The organism is Stenotrophomonas sp. AB1(2024) (genome assembly GCF_037482345.1).
GTDB lineage: Bacteria > Pseudomonadota > Gammaproteobacteria > Xanthomonadales > Xanthomonadaceae > Stenotrophomonas.
In genome coordinates this window covers 996,191-1,011,750 of sequence record NZ_JBBHKO020000001.1, presented here as the reverse complement: position 1 = coordinate 1,011,750, position 15,560 = coordinate 996,191, and the positions used below count along the sequence as shown (strand labels likewise).

15 protein-coding genes and 1 pseudogene are annotated in these 15,560 nt (G+C 66.5%); 8 read left to right on the top strand and 8 right to left on the bottom strand.

Translation table 11 applies throughout. The annotated features are described in order from the left end of the window. Positions 1 to 6 precede the first annotated feature (6 nt). Positions 7 to 360, bottom strand: coding sequence for an H-NS family nucleoid-associated regulatory protein (locus WIX41_RS04725; protein ID WP_339446002.1), 354 nt, complete (start codon positions 358 to 360; stop codon positions 7 to 9). Between the two features lie 306 nt (positions 361 to 666). Between WIX41_RS04725 and WIX41_RS04720 the strand changes: the two genes are divergently transcribed. Next, positions 667 to 1,290: a DUF2306 domain-containing protein gene (locus WIX41_RS04720; RefSeq protein WP_339446001.1), complete on the top strand. Its 624-nt coding sequence runs from the start codon at positions 667 to 669 to the stop codon at positions 1,288 to 1,290. 40 nt (positions 1,291 to 1,330) lie between these two features. On the opposite strand, the gene WIX41_RS04715 is transcribed toward WIX41_RS04720, so the two are convergent. Continuing rightward, positions 1,331 to 2,815 (bottom strand): FAD-dependent oxidoreductase, encoded by a 1,485-nt coding sequence (locus WIX41_RS04715; RefSeq protein ID WP_339446000.1) that lies wholly within the window; start codon positions 2,813 to 2,815, stop codon positions 1,331 to 1,333. 49 nt (positions 2,816 to 2,864) lie between these two features. Between WIX41_RS04715 and WIX41_RS04710 the strand changes: the two genes are divergently transcribed. Both WIX41_RS04710 and WIX41_RS04705 read left to right on the top strand, forming a co-directional pair. Next, a complete protein-coding gene (locus WIX41_RS04710) occupies positions 2,865 to 3,356 on the top strand; it encodes a MarR family winged helix-turn-helix transcriptional regulator (protein ID WP_339445999.1) in 492 nt (163 codons plus the stop codon). Between the two features lie 55 nt (positions 3,357 to 3,411). After that, entirely contained in the window at positions 3,412 to 3,792 is a 381-nt protein-coding gene (locus WIX41_RS04705) for a YbjQ family protein (protein WP_409187321.1), read from the top strand. A gap of 34 nt (positions 3,793 to 3,826) precedes the next feature. On the opposite strand, the gene WIX41_RS04700 is transcribed toward WIX41_RS04705, so the two are convergent. From WIX41_RS04700 to WIX41_RS04690, 3 genes are all read right to left on the bottom strand, one after another. Beyond that, the gene (locus WIX41_RS04700; RefSeq protein WP_339445998.1) at positions 3,827 to 4,009 is read right to left on the bottom strand and encodes a hypothetical protein; all 183 of its coding nucleotides are present in this window, start codon (positions 4,007 to 4,009) and stop codon (positions 3,827 to 3,829) included. Beyond that, complete coding sequence (locus tag WIX41_RS04695) at positions 4,006 to 5,142, bottom strand: PepSY-associated TM helix domain-containing protein (RefSeq protein ID WP_339445997.1); 1,137 nt, start codon at positions 5,140 to 5,142, stop codon at positions 4,006 to 4,008. The genes WIX41_RS04700 and WIX41_RS04695 overlap by 4 nt, the downstream gene beginning before the upstream one ends. Before the next feature lie 116 nt (positions 5,143 to 5,258). Next, positions 5,259 to 7,349 (bottom strand): TonB-dependent siderophore receptor, encoded by a 2,091-nt coding sequence (locus WIX41_RS04690; RefSeq protein WP_339445996.1) that lies wholly within the window; start codon positions 7,347 to 7,349, stop codon positions 5,259 to 5,261. Between the two features lie 179 nt (positions 7,350 to 7,528). On the opposite strand from WIX41_RS04690, the gene WIX41_RS04685 reads away from it, so the two are divergent. The 3 genes from WIX41_RS04685 to WIX41_RS04675 all read left to right on the top strand — a co-directional run bounded on the left by WIX41_RS04685 (position 7,529) and on the right by WIX41_RS04675 (position 10,767). Next, the gene (locus WIX41_RS04685) at positions 7,529 to 7,747 is read left to right on the top strand and encodes a hypothetical protein (protein WP_339445995.1); all 219 of its coding nucleotides are present in this window, start codon (positions 7,529 to 7,531) and stop codon (positions 7,745 to 7,747) included. A gap of 114 nt (positions 7,748 to 7,861) precedes the next feature. Continuing rightward, entirely contained in the window at positions 7,862 to 8,839 is a 978-nt protein-coding gene (locus tag WIX41_RS04680) for a DUF4105 domain-containing protein (protein ID WP_409187453.1), read from the top strand. Beyond that, a complete protein-coding gene (locus WIX41_RS04675; protein ID WP_339445993.1) occupies positions 8,836 to 10,767 on the top strand; it encodes an esterase/lipase family protein in 1,932 nt (643 codons plus the stop codon). Before WIX41_RS04680 ends, WIX41_RS04675 begins: the two co-directional genes overlap by 4 nt. A gap of 44 nt (positions 10,768 to 10,811) precedes the next feature. On the opposite strand, the gene WIX41_RS04670 is transcribed toward WIX41_RS04675, so the two are convergent. Further along, positions 10,812 to 12,170, bottom strand: a complete 1,359-nt coding sequence (locus tag WIX41_RS04670) for an MFS transporter (protein WP_339445992.1) — start codon at positions 12,168 to 12,170, stop codon at positions 10,812 to 10,814. Positions 12,171 to 12,259: 89 nt separating this feature from the next. Here WIX41_RS04670 and soxR point away from each other — a divergent pair, with 89 nt between their 5' ends. Next, positions 12,260 to 12,694 (top strand): redox-sensitive transcriptional activator SoxR, encoded by a 435-nt coding sequence (soxR, locus tag WIX41_RS04665; protein WP_339445991.1) that lies wholly within the window; start codon positions 12,260 to 12,262, stop codon positions 12,692 to 12,694. 91 nt (positions 12,695 to 12,785) lie between these two features. On the opposite strand, the gene proC is transcribed toward soxR, so the two are convergent. Continuing rightward, positions 12,786 to 13,607 carry a pyrroline-5-carboxylate reductase gene (gene proC / locus WIX41_RS04660; RefSeq protein ID WP_339445990.1) on the bottom strand — a complete coding sequence of 274 codons (822 nt, stop codon included), beginning with the start codon at positions 13,605 to 13,607 and terminating at the stop codon, positions 12,786 to 12,788. Positions 13,608 to 13,670: 63 nt separating this feature from the next. Beyond that, positions 13,671 to 14,345: a YggS family pyridoxal phosphate-dependent enzyme gene (locus WIX41_RS04655; RefSeq protein WP_409187452.1), complete on the bottom strand. Its 675-nt coding sequence runs from the start codon at positions 14,343 to 14,345 to the stop codon at positions 13,671 to 13,673. A gap of 132 nt (positions 14,346 to 14,477) precedes the next feature. On the opposite strand from WIX41_RS04655, the pseudogene WIX41_RS04650 reads away from it, so the two are divergent. Continuing rightward, positions 14,478 to 15,514 (top strand): annotated as a pseudogene (locus tag WIX41_RS04650) (type IV pilus twitching motility protein PilT). Positions 15,515 to 15,560: the final 46 nt, after the last annotated feature.

Sequence of the window (15,560 nt, the reverse complement as noted above, 5' to 3'; positions counted from 1 at the left end):
TCGCATTCAGCCCGGATAGGCCGGGAAGCGCTCATCGGGGTGGTGCTTCTTCCACTCGGTATGCGCCACGGTGCCCTCCCACGCAAGGAACGTCCCCGGCACGCGACCGCGGCCGGACCAGGTTTCCTGGGTATGTGGGAGCCAGTAGCGCGGCGGCAGTTCCTTCCGTTCAGGTTTGGCGCGCTTGGCCGGACTGGCCGCACCCTCGCTGTCCAACAGCGCGCGCAGCCTGCGTTGCTGCTCAGGACTGAAATCGGCATAGCTGGCGGTCAGCAGCAGGGTGACGCGTTCATACGCCTCCTTGGTGGCTGCCCGCAGCAGTGCTTGCGGGGAGGAAGAGGCGGATGGCTTGCGGGGCATGTGATTCCAGGAAATGGGGCTGACGGCGGGCACGATAACAAATGCCAGTGTGATCGACCCGCTTTCGACCCGCCATCGTGAGAATCCGTAGTGCCACGCCCTGCGTGGCAGCGCACGATCACATCAGGCGACAGTACCCGGTATGCGAATGCAAACCGGTATGCGATTCACGCTGGCCGTGATGTGGTCGAACATGCGCTGCTGGTCCGGAAGTGATGCTCACTTCCTCGGGGTTACGGCGTAAAGTCCGCCCACGGGACAGGAGACCATGCCGTGAATGCACCTTCATCGCGCCGGGAAAATGTTGTGAGAACCGTGTTCACGGTCATCCTCTGGATGGTCGTCGTGCTTGTATCGGCGGAGTTCCTGCTTGCCGTCTACGGTAACTACCGGCTTGCCGACAGCCCCGCGTATGGTCGCTTCGTGGATCGGCACGGCTGGTTGTGGCTGCACCTGGCCGGCGGGGTGGCCGCCATTGTGACCGGGCCAGTGCAGCTGCTGGCGCGCTGGTGGTGGGAGCGACCGGTACTGCATCGGCAGGTCGGGTACGTCTATTTCGGCGGAATCCTCACCGCCAGTGCGGCGGCGGCTGGATTGATCGCCACTACTCCCGCACCGCTTTCCATCCAGCTTGGCTTTGCGGGTACCGCGCTGGCATGGTTGACCACGGCGCTGTTGGCGATGATTGCGATCCACCGTGGTCGCGTGCAGCGCCACAGGACATGGATGATCCGCAACTACGCGGTGACCCTGGCGCCTGTCCTGTTCCGCTTGATGTTGCCCGTGGCCATTGCTTCGGGGTTCGCGCCGGGCGGTGCGCTCATCTCGTGCCTGCTCTGGGCGAGCTGGCTGCTGCCCCTGGCCCTCATGGAAACATTCCGGCGGCTGGCCCCGGTCTCCCGCGCCAGCCTCCGCAGCACCGACGGCTGAGCGGTGCTCCCCTGGCGTTGCGACTACGGTATGCCCGGCATCAGGGCGAACACGCTGCATGGTGTGACACCAGGTCGGCGATCCGCCTGCCTTCCGCAACCGCCGCGACATAGCCGTCAGGACGAACCAGCACCCACTCGTCCGATTCCAGTCCGTACGCTTGTGCGAAATACCCTTCGCCGTCCCGCAGGTCACCCTTCGGTCCAATGAGGTGCACGTGCAGGTTGGTGCGCGAGGGTGCAGCGGTGCGGTCGGTTGCATGGCCAAGCAGGGTCCAGTGCGTACCGTGAAGCACGTCGAACAGCCGTCGGGGCTGTCCACCTGCGCCCTGCAGGGGGGCATCCGGCGCGCGGTCGCCGGGTACGATGCGTCCCTCGCGTGGTCCGGCCGGCAGCGTAAGCGAAGACGTCCGGTACCCGAGGTCGAGCTGCTGCACCTCACGTCCGCGGCGGTTGTCGCCCCGTTTGGCATGCTCGAGAAGGGTGGTGGCAAGACCGAGCATCGAGGCTGCAATGGGTCTGCGTTCTTCTTCGTAGGTATCGAGCAGCACGTCCGGTGCGCCTTGCAGCACGGACGCCAGCTTCCAGCCCAGGTTGTATGCATCCTGCGCGCTGGTGTTCAGACCCTGGCCGCCGGTAGGCGGATGGGTATGCGCGGCATCGCCGACCAGGAACACGCGGCCGACGCGATAGCGATCAGCCAGGCGTGCATTCATCTGGTACGCGGAGGCCCACCAGACACCTTCGACCGCGAGGTCATCGCGCCCTGTCCGCTCGTGCACCATCGCGGCCAGGCCTTCGATGGACAGATCCACCTCGCCCTCCAACGGCACCGGAGCCTGCAGCTGGAACAGCGCCGTGCCCATGAGTGGGCACAGCGAAATGCGGCGCGCCATGTCGCTCTCGTTGAAGTTGTGCCACGCATCGCGCGGCAAACCCTGCAGCACGATATCGGCGACCACGGCGCGTACGCCAAGCGTCTGGCCGGGGAAAGGAACCTGCAGCGCCTGGCGCACGAAGCTGCGGCCACCGTCGGCACCGACCAGGTAGCGCGTCCTCAGCAGCTGCTCGCCCGCGGGTGTGGCAATGCGGATGCAGACTTCATCGTCATCCTGGTCGAAGCCAATCAACGCGTGACCAAATTCCACTGCGTGCCCCAGTTCGGCCAGCCGGTCGCGCATCACCGCTTCGGTCAGGAACTGCGGGACCATCAGCGGCTGGCGATAAGGCTCGGCCGGGGTGGCCGGTGCACCTTCCAGCACGGCGCTGTCGGTGCAGCTGCCGTCGGCATGGTGGGTGCGCGAGAGGGGGTAGAGACCACCGGTGGCAAACAACCGGTCGACGATGCCCATGTCCTCGAAAATTTCCTGGCTGCGGGGCTGGATGCCCTTGCCGCGGGAGCCATGGAAGGGCTGGTCGCGCTGCTCCAGCAGCCGGAAGGGCACGCCGCGCCGGGCCAGTTCGATGGCCAGGGTCAAGCCGGCGGCACCGGCGCCGCAGATCACTACATCGGGGGTACTACTCATCTCGTCATCTCCAAGTATGTGTAATATGCACTTATCTGGAGGGAATGCTATGCCCACGAAAAAGAGAGTGCAAGATACACATATTTCGGCCGAGATGAAGTCGCTGCACCTGTCCATGGTCAGCCTCGTCAGCGTGATGAACCGTCCGCGCAACGACGAGCGGCTGATCCAGGAAGCAGGGGTCAAGCTGGACCAGGCCCTGTTCCGGCTGCTGGTGGTGATCGAGCGGGTAGGGCCGATCGGGGTGGTGGAACTGGCGGACCGGCTGGGCCGCGACTACACGACCATCAGCCGGCAGGTTGCCAAGCTGGCGACGATGGAGCTGATCACCCGGCAGGGCAACCCGCAGGACCGCCGGATTCGCGAGGCAACCATTGCGCCGAAGGGCAAGGACATGACCGACCGCCTGGATGCTGCGCGCGAACGGATGGGCAGGGCCATCTTCGAAACCTGGGCGCCGCAGGAGGTATCGGACCTGGTACGGCTGATGGCGAAATTCGCCGGCGCCATGGAAGCCGTCGAGCGCGGGCCGCCGGGGTAGAGCCACGCCCTGCGTGGCTGCAGAATGTCCGATTATCCTGTGCAACGAGGCAACCATGGCAGATCCCTACAACAGCGCCGCACGCCCGCCGACCGGGCCCCGTCTTGACGATTCGATGGTGACTACCGCGTTCGAGCTGCCCGGGTACCGGATCGTGCGCAACCTCGGCGTGGTGCGCGGCATCACCGTGCGCTCGCGTTCGATCGTCGGCAATTTCCTGGGCGGTATCCAGACGCTGTTCGGCGGCAACATCACCATCTATACCGAGCTGTGCGAGCAGGCGCGCGGGGAGACCTACCGCGACATGGCCAAGCACGCACGGATGCTGGGGGCCAACGCGATCATCGGAATGCGGTATGACGCTACCGATATCATGACCGGGCTGACCGAGGTGCTGTGCTACGGAACGGCGGTCGTGGTGGAGCCTTTGCGGTGATGTGAGCGGGCGGCCCCAGCGATTGGCCAGCCGATCAGCGAGCGCGTTTCACCCACGCGCGCACCACCAGCCCGATCAGTGCAGCAAAGACCACCCACGACACCACGTCGAACACGCCATCGCCGATCAGCGCGCTGACCAGGCCCAGCACGCTGGCGGCCGCGATCCAGGCTGGCGCCGTGAACGGGCTGTCAGTGGGCGCAGGGGTCTGGCTCATGCAGCACCCCCGGTCTTCTCGGCACGCTCGATCTCGGTCACCCGCGCCTCCGTGCTGCCGCGCTTGAACCACAGGTACAGGCCGCTGACCAGCACTGCGATGGTGAGCAGATCCAGCAGTGCCCAGAGGATCTTCAGCGGCAGCTTGCCGTAGTCGCCGAAGTGCAGCGGCTGGCTGAGCAGCAGCACGCTCATGTAGGTGGGCAGCTGCGGCTGGGCGGTGAGTTCGCCGCTGGTCGCGTCGATCAATACCGGGCGATACAACCGCTCGGTAAGCGGGGTGTTGCCCTGCATGAACACGCCATAGTGGTGGTCGCCGCTGTAGCCGGTGCCGGGGAAGCTGACGAACGCCGGGCGCATGCCCGGTTCGGCGGCGCGCGCGGTGTCCACGGCGGCCTGCAACGAGGCCAGCGTGGTCGGACGCGGCTGGCCGGCGTAGCGCGCGGCGAATTCGCCCAACTGCTGGCTCTGCCAGGCGGTTTCCAGGGGTTTGGCGATGGTGTTGATGGCCCCGGTGATGCCCACCACCAGCGCCCAGCCCAGGGTGACCACACCGATCACGTTGTGCAGGTCCAGCCAGGCCAGCCGGCGGCTGCGTCCGGTGCGCAGGGTGCCGAAGCGCTGGCGGCGCATGAAGGGGCCGTACAGCACCAGGCCGGAGACGATCGCCACCGCGAACAGCAGGCCCATCGCGCCCATGAACAGCATGCCGGGCAGGCCCAGGAACAGGTCGGTGTGCAGGCGGTACAGGAAGTACATCACCCCTTCGTTGAACTGTGGCGCGGGCAGTACTTCACCGCTGTTGGCATCGAGCAGCGCGGTCTTCATCTGCGGCGGCGGCGTACCCGGCTCGGTGCCGGTGTTGACGTAGACGGTATGGCCTTCCCAGTCCCAGCCCACGAACAACGGCACGTTGCCGGGGTACTGCGCCACGGCGGTGCGAACCTGCGCATCCAGGTTGCGGTGCGCGGCTTCCGGTTGCGGGTTGTCTACGTGCGGTTCGCTGAGATGGGCGATTTCCTCGCCGAACACCAGCGGCAGGCCGGTGATGCACAACAGCAGCAGGAACAGCGTGCAGACCAGGCTGGTCCACTTGTGGACCAGGAACCAGGCTTTGAGGGTGGTGCGTTGCATTGGGTTCTCTGGCGGCGGCTGGAGAAAGCTTGCCGGGCAGAGCCCGGCGCTACGGTTCTTTTTGCCGGGCAGAGCCCGGCACTACGGCGTAGAGCCGGGCTCTGCCCGGCTGACGATCAGAAGCGGTAACTGATGGTGCCGGTCACCATGCGCGGGTTGCCGGTGAAGCAGTCGCCGAAGTTGCGGCAGGGGGCGAAGTACTTCTTGTCGCTCAGGTTGGTGATGTTCAGCGCCATCGTCCAATCGGTGACCTGTACTTCAGCCAGGGCGTCCACCAGCGTGTAGCTGGGGGTGCGGATGAAGCCGCCGTAACCCAGCGACTGGGTGTTGCCCACGTAACGGCCGCCGATGCCCAGGCGCAGGCGCGCATCGTCGACCAGGTTGAAGGCTTTGCCCAGCCACACCGACGCCAGCTCCTGCGGGGTGTCGTTGAGGCGCTGGTTCACTTCCATGGCGAAGTTGCTCTTGGTCACTTCGGCCTTGTTGCGCGAATACGCCGCAGTGAGGGTGATGTCGTGCGCGAACTGGAACTGGCCCTCCAGTTCCACGCCCTTCGATTCGATTTCACCGGTCTGGATCACGTTCAACACGTTGTCCGGATCGTTGGTCTGGCGGTTGGTCTCGGTGATGCGGTAGGCCGCCAGGGTGACCAGCATGTTCGGCGCCGGCTGCCATTTGATGCCGCCTTCCCACTGGTCGCCCTGCATCGGCTTGAACGCACGGCCGTACAGGTCCTGGCCGGTGACCGGCAGGAACGATTCGCTGTAGCTGATGTACGGCGACACGCCCGCCCCGATCTCGCCGATCAGGCCGGCGCGGTAGGTGGTGGCGTTGTCGGTCTGGCTGGGCAGGCCTTCGGTCTTGCTGCGCGCGTGGTCGCGACGTGCGCCGAGCACCAGCGAGACGCGGTCGGCCCAGCGGATCTGGTCCTGCAGGTACACGCCCAGCTGGGTGGTCTGCTGGTCGGGCAGGCGGTCCCAGCCGTTGATGGTCACGCCGGTGGAGATCGGGTTGTAGATGTCGATCGGGGTCGGGGTGGCATCCAGGTTGTAGGACTTCTCGCGGTAGTCGCTGTAGTCCACGCCGGCCAGCAGCAGGTGCTGGAACGCGCCGGTGGCGAAGTCGAACTGCACGGCGTTGTCGCTGGTCAGCGACCGCACGTCGGGGCGCACGCCGTAAGCGTTGCGGTTGAGCACGCGCTTGTCGGCATCGATGAACGGGTCCAGCGGATTGGAATAGGTGTCCGGGTACAGTTCGCGGAACTCGGTCCTGCCATCCAGGTAACGCACCGCAGAACGCAGGCTGATGGAGTCGCTGAAGCGGTGGTCGAACAGCGCGGTCACGCTGTACACACGCGAATCGAGCTTGTCGAAATCGCGGTCGCCCAGGAACGTCGACGGATCCAGGCGCGGCGACCCGGCCGGCGCGTTCAAGGTCGCCACCACCGGCAGGAACTGCTGGCTGGAGGCGGTTTTGTCGTGCTGGTAGCTGGCCAGCACGGTCAGCGTGCTGCGCTCGCTCTGCCAGCTGATCGACGGCGCCAGGTACACGCGATCATCGTCGATGTAGTCGGTCTGCATGCCCGAATCGCGCACCAGCCCGACGAAACGACCGGCTACCGTGCCCGCCTCGTTCAGGGTGCCGGCCACGTCGCCCTGGATCTGTTTGCGGTCGAAGTTGCCCAGCTGAACGCCCACTTCACCGCCCAGCTCGCCGGAGGTCGGGCGCTTGGTGATGGCATTGATGATGCCGCCGGTGGCGCCGGCGCCGTACAGCACCGAGGACGGGCCGCGCAGCACTTCCACCCGTTCCAGGCCATACACCTCGGTGCGCGCCAGCGGGTTGAAGCCGTAGCTGCGGCGCAGGCCGTCCAGGTACTGCACCGGGTCCAGGCCGCGCACGGTGCTGCCGTCGCTGCGGGTATCCAGGCCGTAGGCATCGGCGGTCACGCCGGCGCTGTAGCGCAGGGTTTCCTGCAGGTTGCGCGCGCCGCGGTCGGTGAACAGCTCGCTGGTGACCACGCTGATCGCCTGCGGGGTCTGCGTGAGCGGGGTATCGGTCTTGGTGGCGGTGCTGGCGCGGTTGGCGACCACGCTGACCGCGTCCAGGGTACGGGCCGTGCTGGTGTCCTGGGCTTGGGCCATCGCCGAGGCCAGCAGAGTGGGAACCAGCAACAGCAAGGGCGAACGGCGGGACAGGACAGGCATGGCAAGGATCCGGGGGCTGAGGGCCCGGATTATCGGGAGATGAGGATGCGAACGCAAATGAATCTCAGGTGCAGGCCCATTGCGGCCTGTTTTCATCCGTCTGCCACATCCCCTGCACGGCCCGTACGCGTCGCCGCTCCTAACGTAGACCGTCCCCACGTCATTCCTGGAGACACGCCATGAACACCCTGCAGACAGCCGCCCGGGCGATGCGCAACGGCCTGGAGGAAATGGCGGCCCTGTTGGTGGGCGAGCGCGCCGGGGACCTGCGCCGGGACGATACTGCCGCCCCCGGGGTCGGCATTCCGATGCCACGCCGATGGCCGCTGCGCCGCGCCCTGCCGCGCGCCCGCAAGGGCATGGCGCCGTGGCAGAAGGTGGGCGCACCGCGCCGCTGAGTGAACCTGAACAGGGAAACTGTCCCCCACACCGCAGTTATGGCTAACTAGCGCCCAGACCAACCGACGGAACGATGTGTGAAGACAGCAGGACGATGGGGGCTGGCCGTATTGATGCTGGTCGCAGCGCTGTGGGTAGCCGGGCTGCTGGCGTATCAACTTCCCGGGCCGGGTTGGTTGAAGGGCGTGGTGCTGGTGGGGTGGGGCACATTCGCGTTGAGCACCGCCGTGGCTGTCGGGCGCGCCCGTGCCGGGCGTTGGCCGGGTCCGTTGTTCGTGGCCGCGCTGGTGGTCTGCGGCGTCTGGTGGCTGCTGCTCAGCCCGCGCCAGGACCGGGTCTGGGCCGATGATGTCGCCCAGCGGCTGAAGGTGGTGGAGTTCGACGGCTCCAAGGTGGTGCTCGACAACGTGCGCAACTTCACCTGGCGCACCGATGACGACCACGACGTGCGCTGGGAGCGCCGCGAATACGATCTGGACCAGCTGCGCTCGGCCGACCTGGTGCTGTCGTACTGGATGGGGCCGATGATCGCGCACACGCTGGTCTCGTTCGGTTTCGCCGACGGCCGCCAGTTGGTGTTCTCGCTGGAGATCCGCAAGGAGCGCGGTGAATCGTTCTCGGCGCTGGGCGGGTTCTTCCGCAAGTTCGAGATGACGCTGGTAGCGGCCGAGGAAACCGACATCGTGCGTGTGCGCAGCAACGTGCGCGGCGAAGATGTGTACCTGTATCGCCTGAAGGGCATGTCCCATGAACAGCTCAAGGGCCTGTTCGTGTCCTACCTGGGCGCGGCGCGAAAGCTGGACGCGGCGCCGGCCTTCTACAACACGCTGACCAGCAACTGCACCACCATCGTGTACGAGTTGGCCAGGCAGATCGCACCGGGCCTGCCGCTGGATTACCGGCTGCTCGCTTCCGGTTACTTTGCCGAGTACGCGCGCGATCTGGGCGTACTTGCCCCGGGCGTGGACTTCGCCACGCTCAAGGCGCGCGGACGCATCACCGATCGCGCGCGCGCGGCCGGCGACGATCCGCACTTTTCGCAGCTGATCCGCGAAGGCGTGCCCGGTATCGACGCGGAGGCGCAGCCGTGAGCCGGTTGATCTGGCGGAGCGTGCCGTTGTTGGCGGCGGTGCTGTTGCTGTTGCTGTCCAGCGGCTGCGCCATGGTCACCATGAAGCAGGTTTCGCCCACCGACTACCTGGCCAGCAAGCGTGGCGACGTGCTCACCTCGGGTAGGTTCAGCATGGCCTCGCAGGAAACGCTGAGCGTGATCGGGCTGGACGTATCGCTGTGCGAGAAGGATGTAGTCGCGTGCGAAAAGACCCTCAAGGACACCCGTGACCTGCCCGAGGAACAGCGCCTGTCGGCGCTGTCCGAGCTGTGGGTGAAGAACGCACTGGCGCTCACTCCCAAACTGAAGGACCGCGACAAGACCCCGATGTCCGACGCGGCGCTGGATGCGTGGCTGGAAGCGGCCCGATATGCCTATGCCTACCTGTTCTTCAGCGGGCGAACGCCGTCGGACCGCGCCTTCGAAGACCGCCAGACCCAGGTGCGCGATTACTACAACTACGCCGCCGAGCAGACCGCCACGGTGGTGTTCAAGCGCAGCCGCGAAAGCGCGCTGGAAGGCGAGGATTACAACGCCGCGGTGGCAGGCGAGCGCTGGACGCTGACCTCGGACTTCGACGAACTGCGCCTGACCAGCATTCCCACCACCATGGTGTCGGCGTCATCCGTGAGCTTTGCCGGCCTGCGCAGCACCTACCGCCGCGATGGCTTTGGTGCCGAGCTGGTGGTGGTGATGGACCCGCCCAAGCTGATCGCGTCGATCAACGGTGAAAAGGCAGAGATTCCGCAGTACAGCGAGATGTCGGCGATCAATGCGACTGCACTGCTGCGCTTCAAGGGCGACACCCTGCAGCAGGTGCTGGACACCACCCAGGTGCTGTTCGACGTGTATTCGCCCGAATCCACCGAAAGCGTGGACCTGCACGGCGAGAAAGTGCCGCTGGCCGGCAACTTCACCGCCGCCTACGGCATGTGGCTGGCCCAGTCCGGCTTCGCCACCCAGTCGTTGCGCACTCTTTTCGGGTTGAGTGAAGGTATCGCCGAGCCGCACATGTACCTGATGCAGCCATGGGACCCGAACCGCCGCATCATCTTCATGCTGCATGGGCTGGGCAGCAGCCCGGAGGCGTGGGTGAACGTGGCCAACGAGATCCTGGGCGATCCCGAACTGCGCAGGCACTTCCAGGTGTGGCAGGTGTACTACCCGACCAACGCGCCGATCGCGCTGAACCGCTACGAGATCGACCAGGCGTTCGACAACACACTCAAGCATTTTGATCCGACGGGAACCTCGCGTGCCTCGAAGGACATGGTGTTCATCGGCCACAGCATGGGCGGTGTATTGGCCCGGCTGCTGGTCACCAGTTCGGGAGAGACGTTGTGGAACCAGCTGCTGGCCAACTACGACCTGAAGGGTGAACGGCTCAAGCGGGTCCAGGCAAAGCTCGGCCCGCTGCTGCACTTTGATGCCGAACCGAACGTGGAGCGGGCGATCTTCATCGCCGCTCCGCACAAAGGCACCGATATCGCGGGCAACCGGGTAGGGCGCCTGATCGGCAAGCTGGTGCGGTTGCCGATCACGATCCTGGGCAAATTCGAGGATGTGTTCCAGGCGCTGCAGCAATCGGAAGTGCAGTCGGCGCAGCCGACCAAGCTGCAGATTCCCAACAGCATCGACAACCTCAAGGCCAGCGACCCATTCGTGAAGGCGGCTGCCGCACTGCCGATCATGCCGGGCCTGAAGTACCACTCGATCATCGCCCAGCGCAAACCCGAGGTGCCGCTGGAGAAGTCCGACGACGGCCTGGTGCCTTATTGGAGCGCGCACCTGCCGGGCGCGGTGTCGGAGAAGGTGATCATTTCCGGCCACAGCGTGCAGGAGACCCCGCAGGCGGTGCTGGAGATAAGGCGGATCCTCAGGGAGGATCTTGAGGAAGTGGCGCCCTGACATTCCGGTCGGGGCGGCACCGCGCAGCCACGCAGGGCGTGGCTCTACACCCGCCGCGCTACCACCACGCTCGCTGCGGCCAACAACAACATGATCGCAAACGTCTGCAGATAGCCCAGCGTCACATCCACCGACAACATCAACGCGAACAGCGATCCGGAAATGGCCAGCGTGGTGGCCACGCCCAGCGCTTCGCTCAGCTGCAGCGCCGAGGTATTGGCCCCCTGCTGCGCCGGCGGCGACAACGACAGCGTCAGCACCGACAGACTGGGGTAGATCAACCCCATCCCCAGCCCGGTCAGCGTCCACCCTGCCAGCGCCAATCCCAGCGGTACGCCCGGCTGGATCGCCAGCGCGGTGCCGATGATGCCGGTGCACATCAACAGCGCGCCCGTGGTGAGCAGCTGGCGGCGCGACAGCCCCTGGCCGCCATGGCCCTGGAACCAAGAGCCGCTGAACCAGCCCAGTGCGCCCAGGCTCAATGCCACCCCGGCCAGCAGCGGGCTCAGGCCGCGCTCACGCTGCAGCAGCAGGGGCAGGAACGCTTCGCAACCGAAGAACGCCGACGCCGCAATGCCGCGCAGCGCGATCACGCTGGGCAGTCCACGGCGCAGGCGCAGGGTGCCGCGCGGCAGCAGCTTCCAGCTGCACAGCGCCAGCAGTGCCACCGCAGGCAGCAGCACCGCCAGCGCCGGCCAGCCTACCTGTTGGCCACCGACGTAAAGCAGCAGCGCGCCCACGGACGCGCCGATGGCCCAGCGAACCACGGTAGCGCTCGAATCGGTGGAGGCAGCCAGTGGCGGCACCGCACGCAGCGCCGGCCGCAGCAGCAGCGCGGCGGGGATGGCCAACAGAGGCACACCCAGAAACACCCAGCGCCACCCGGCGTGCTGCACGATCAGGCCGCTGATGGCCGGGCCGATCAGCGAGGGCACCACCCAGCCGGCGGAGAATGCGGCGAACACACGAGGCCGCAGCGATTCCGGGAACGTGCGCCCGACCAGCACATACAGCGCCACCGAAATCGCGCCCGCGCCCAGCCCCTGCAGCAGCCTGCCGATCACCAGTACCGGCATGTGCTGGGCCAGCCCGGCCACCAGCAGGCCGGCGATGAAGCAGCACAGGCCCAGCCACAGCGGCCGTGCCGGGCCCAGTCGGTCGCTCCAGCGGCCCGCCAACGTCATGCCGATCACGCTGGTGGCCAGCGTGCCGCCGAACGCCAGCGCGTACAGGCGCAGCCCATCCAGCTCATGCGCGACGGTCGGCATGGCCGCAGCCACGGCCAGCGCCTCGAAGGCATGCAGCGAAACCAGCGCGACCATGCCGATGGTGGTGGCGCGGTAACGCGCCGAGAGGATCGACGCGGGCGCGTCGGTGGGGAGTGCAGCTACATCGGAAGACATGCGGATTCCAGGCAACGAAGAAGCGTGGCGCTTGCCGCGCGCCGCGAGGTGCCGCACCATGACATCTTAACCATGGTTGAGGTCAAGCGGTGATCGCGCAGGAGCTGAGTGTAGGCGAGGTGGCACGTCGCAGCGGCGTGGCGGTATCGGCGTTGCACTTCTATGAGCGCAAGGGGTTGATCCACAGCCTGCGCACGGCCGGCAACCAGCGCCGTTTCAGCCGCGACGTGCTGCGCCGGCTGGCGGTGATCCGCGTGGCGCAGCGGGTGGGCATGCCGCTGGAGGCGGTGGCCAATGCATTTGCCGCGTTGCCGGAAAACAAGACGCCCACCCGTGCCGAGTGGGCGAAGATGTCGGCGCTGTGGCGCGGTGAGCTGGACCAGCGCATCGAGGAGTTGTTGCTGCTGCGCGACCAGCTCACCGATTGCATCGGCTGCGGTTGCCTGTCGTTGAAGCGCTGCCGGCTGGCCAACCCGGGCGACGCATTGGGCGCGCAGGGCGACGGCGCGCAGCGGTGGGGGTGATGCACCGCGCGAACGGCAGCCACGCAGGGCGTGGCTCTACGCGTGTTCCAAGTCCGTAGAGCCACGCCCTGCGTGGCTGAACCCGCCCGATTCAATCGTTCGCCGCCGACAACGCCTTGCCACGCCGCGTCGCGGCATCGATGGCGCGCCCCACGATCGCCTCGAAATCTTCGCCCTGGAAGCTCTCGATCGCCGCCTGCGTGGTGCCGTTCGGCGAGGTCACCCGGCGCCGCAGCTCAGCGGGGGCCTCGCCCGACTCATCGAGCATGCGACTGGCGCCCAGCAGGGTCTGCACCACCAGCGTGCGGGCGGCGTCGGCCGGCAGGCCCTGTGCAATGCCCGCAGCTTCCATGGCTTCGGCCAGCAGGAACACGTAGGCCGGTCCGCTGCCGGACACTGCGGTCACTGCATCCATGCGTGTTTCGTCGTCAATCCAGACCGTACGTCCGGCGCTGGACAGCACCTGGTCGGCCTGCGCGCGCTGGGCATCGCTGACTGCGGCCGTGGCGAACAGGCCGGTGACCCCTGCGCCGAGCAACGCCGGGGTGTTGGGCATGGCGCGGACCACAGCCGCCTGGCCACCCAGCCAGCGCACCAGCTGCGCGCTGGTGATGCCGGCGGCAATGGACACCACCAGGGGGGCCTTGGTCCGAGCGCCATCGGCCAGCGCAGCGCAGACATCGCGCAGCACCTGCGGTTTCACCGCCAGCACCCATACCGTGCCCTGGGCGGCGGCCTCGATGGCGCTGGCGTAGGTCTTCACCCCGAATTCGGCAGTGAGCTGGCTGCGCAGCTCGGCGACCGGTTCGGCCACGTGGATCTGCCCGGGGGCGACGCCCTGGCGGATCAGGCCGGCGACCAGACTGCGCGCCATGTTGCCGCCGCCGATGAAGGTGATGGAATCGCTGCTCATGGAATCTCCGGGTAGCGCCGGGCTCTGCCCGGCCGGTGGGTGGCAGCGGGGCAGAGCCCCGCTCTACGTGTTGCGTGCGCCAAACAAGGCGGTGCCGACGCGGACCATGGTTGCCCCATGGGCGATGGCCTCGGGGTAATCGCCGCTCATGCCCATCGAGAGGGTATCGACGTGCGGGTGCTGGGCGGCGAGGTCGACAAACAGCGCGTGCATGCGTTCAAAGGCCCGTGCCCGGCGATCCACTTCCGGCCACGGCGCAGGAATGGCCATCAGCCCGCGCAGGCGCAGGCGTGGTTCGGCAATGATGGCTGCCGCCAGCGCCGGTACGGCATCGGGACTGCAGCCGTGCTTGCTGTCTTCATCGTCGATATTGACCTGGATCAGCACGTTCAACGGCGCCCGGGCGGCCGGCCGGTGCGCGGCAAGTGCGGTGACCAGCTTGGCCCGGTCCACGCTCTGCACCCAGTCGAAACGTTGCGCGGCCAGCTCGGCCTTGTTGGACTGCAGGTGGCCGATCAGGTGCCACTCCAGCCGCAATTCGGCCAACGCATCGATCTTGGCCGCAGCCTCCTGCACGTAGTTCTCGCCAAAGGCACGCTGGCCCTGTGCGGCCAGCGCTGCCACGGCATCGGCCGGCTGGGTCTTAGATACGGCCAGCAGGCGCGGCGTTGGCCGCCCGGCGGCCGTGGCCGCGTTGTGCAGGTTCAGCAGCAGGGTGGACAGGGGCAGGGCGGTCACGGGCAGGGCACTCAAGGGGCAGCTCCACAAAGGGCAGCTTCAGAACAGGATATCCCGGTGGATCAGGGAGGCTATACTGCCGACCGGGGAAAGATCCTTCCAGTCGCAGCAGTCTATGGGGAGTAGCAGCGTATGGATATCGCCGAGCTGTTGGCGTTTTCCGTGAAGAACAAAGCGTCGGACCTTCATCTGTCGGCAGGCTTGCCGCCGATGATCCGCGTGGACGGCGATGTCCGTCGCATCAACATTCCGGCCCTGGACCACAAACAGGTCCACGCGCTCGTTTACGACATCATGTCGGACAAGCAGCGTCGCGATTACGAGGAGTTCCTCGAAGTCGATTTCTCGTTCGAGATTCCCAGTCTGGCGCGCTTCCGCGTCAACGCGTTCAACCAGAACCGTGGCGCCGGTGCGGTGTTCCGTACCATTCCGTCCGAAGTGCTGACGCTGGAGGACCTGAACACGCCGCCGATCTTCCGTGAGCTGATCGACCAGCCGCAGGGCCTGATCCTGGTGACCGGCCCGACCGGTTCGGGCAAGTCGACCACGCTGGCGGCGATGATCGACCACATCAACAAGAATGAGTACGGCCACATCCTCACCGTCGAGGATCCGATCGAATTCGTGCACACCTCGCAGAAGTGCCTGATCAACCAGCGCGAAGTGCACCGCGACACGCACGGCTTCAACGAAGCGCTGCGCTCGGCACTGCGTGAAGACCCGGACATCATCCTGGTGGGCGAACTCCGCGACCTGGAAACCATCCGCCTGGCGTTGACCGCGGCCGAGACCGGCCACCTGGTGTTCGGCACCCTGCACACCAGTTCGGCGGCCAAGACCATCGACCGCATCATCGACGTGTTCCCCGCCGGCGAAAAGCCGATGGTGCGCTCGATGCTGTCCGAGTCGCTGCGCGCGGTGATTTCGCAGGCGCTGCTGAAGAAAGTGGGGGCGGGCGTACCGCTGCGTGGGAAATCATGGTCGGTACCCCGGCCATCCGCAACCTGATCCGCGAGGACAAGGTGGCGCAGATGTACTCGGCGATCCAGACCGGCCAGCAGATGGGCATGATGACGCTCGACCAGCACCTGCAGGACCTGGTCAAGCGCAGCTTGATCACGCGCAACCAGGCCAAGGAATACGCCAAGGACAAGCGCATCTTCGAATGACGGACAAGCCGGGCCCGTCCCGGCGCGTTCCGCTGCGTAACGCCGG

Bases quoted from the DNA above. Each gene is read 5' to 3' on its own strand.
- WIX41_RS04725 (WP_339446002.1), bottom strand. From the start codon at position 360: ATGCCCCGCAAGCCATCCGCCTCTTCCTCCCCGCAAGCACTGCTGCGG.
- WIX41_RS04715 (WP_339446000.1), bottom strand. From the start codon at position 2,815: ATGAGTAGTACCCCCGATGTAGTGATCTGCGGCGCCGGTGCCGCCGGC.
- WIX41_RS04710 (WP_339445999.1), top strand. From the start codon at position 2,865: ATGCCCACGAAAAAGAGAGTGCAAGATACACATATTTCGGCCGAGATG.
- WIX41_RS04705 (WP_409187321.1), top strand. From the start codon at position 3,412: ATGGCAGATCCCTACAACAGCGCCGCACGCCCGCCGACCGGGCCCCGT.
- WIX41_RS04700 (WP_339445998.1), bottom strand. From the start codon at position 4,009: ATGAGCCAGACCCCTGCGCCCACTGACAGCCCGTTCACGGCGCCAGCC.
- WIX41_RS04695 (WP_339445997.1), bottom strand. From the start codon at position 5,142: ATGCAACGCACCACCCTCAAAGCCTGGTTCCTGGTCCACAAGTGGACC.
- WIX41_RS04690 (WP_339445996.1), bottom strand. From the start codon at position 7,349: ATGCCTGTCCTGTCCCGCCGTTCGCCCTTGCTGTTGCTGGTTCCCACT.
- WIX41_RS04685 (WP_339445995.1), top strand. From the start codon at position 7,529: ATGAACACCCTGCAGACAGCCGCCCGGGCGATGCGCAACGGCCTGGAG.
- WIX41_RS04680 (WP_409187453.1), top strand. From the start codon at position 7,862: ATGCTGGTCGCAGCGCTGTGGGTAGCCGGGCTGCTGGCGTATCAACTT.
- WIX41_RS04670 (WP_339445992.1), bottom strand. From the start codon at position 12,170: ATGTCTTCCGATGTAGCTGCACTCCCCACCGACGCGCCCGCGTCGATC.
- proC (WP_339445990.1), bottom strand. From the start codon at position 13,607: ATGAGCAGCGATTCCATCACCTTCATCGGCGGCGGCAACATGGCGCGC.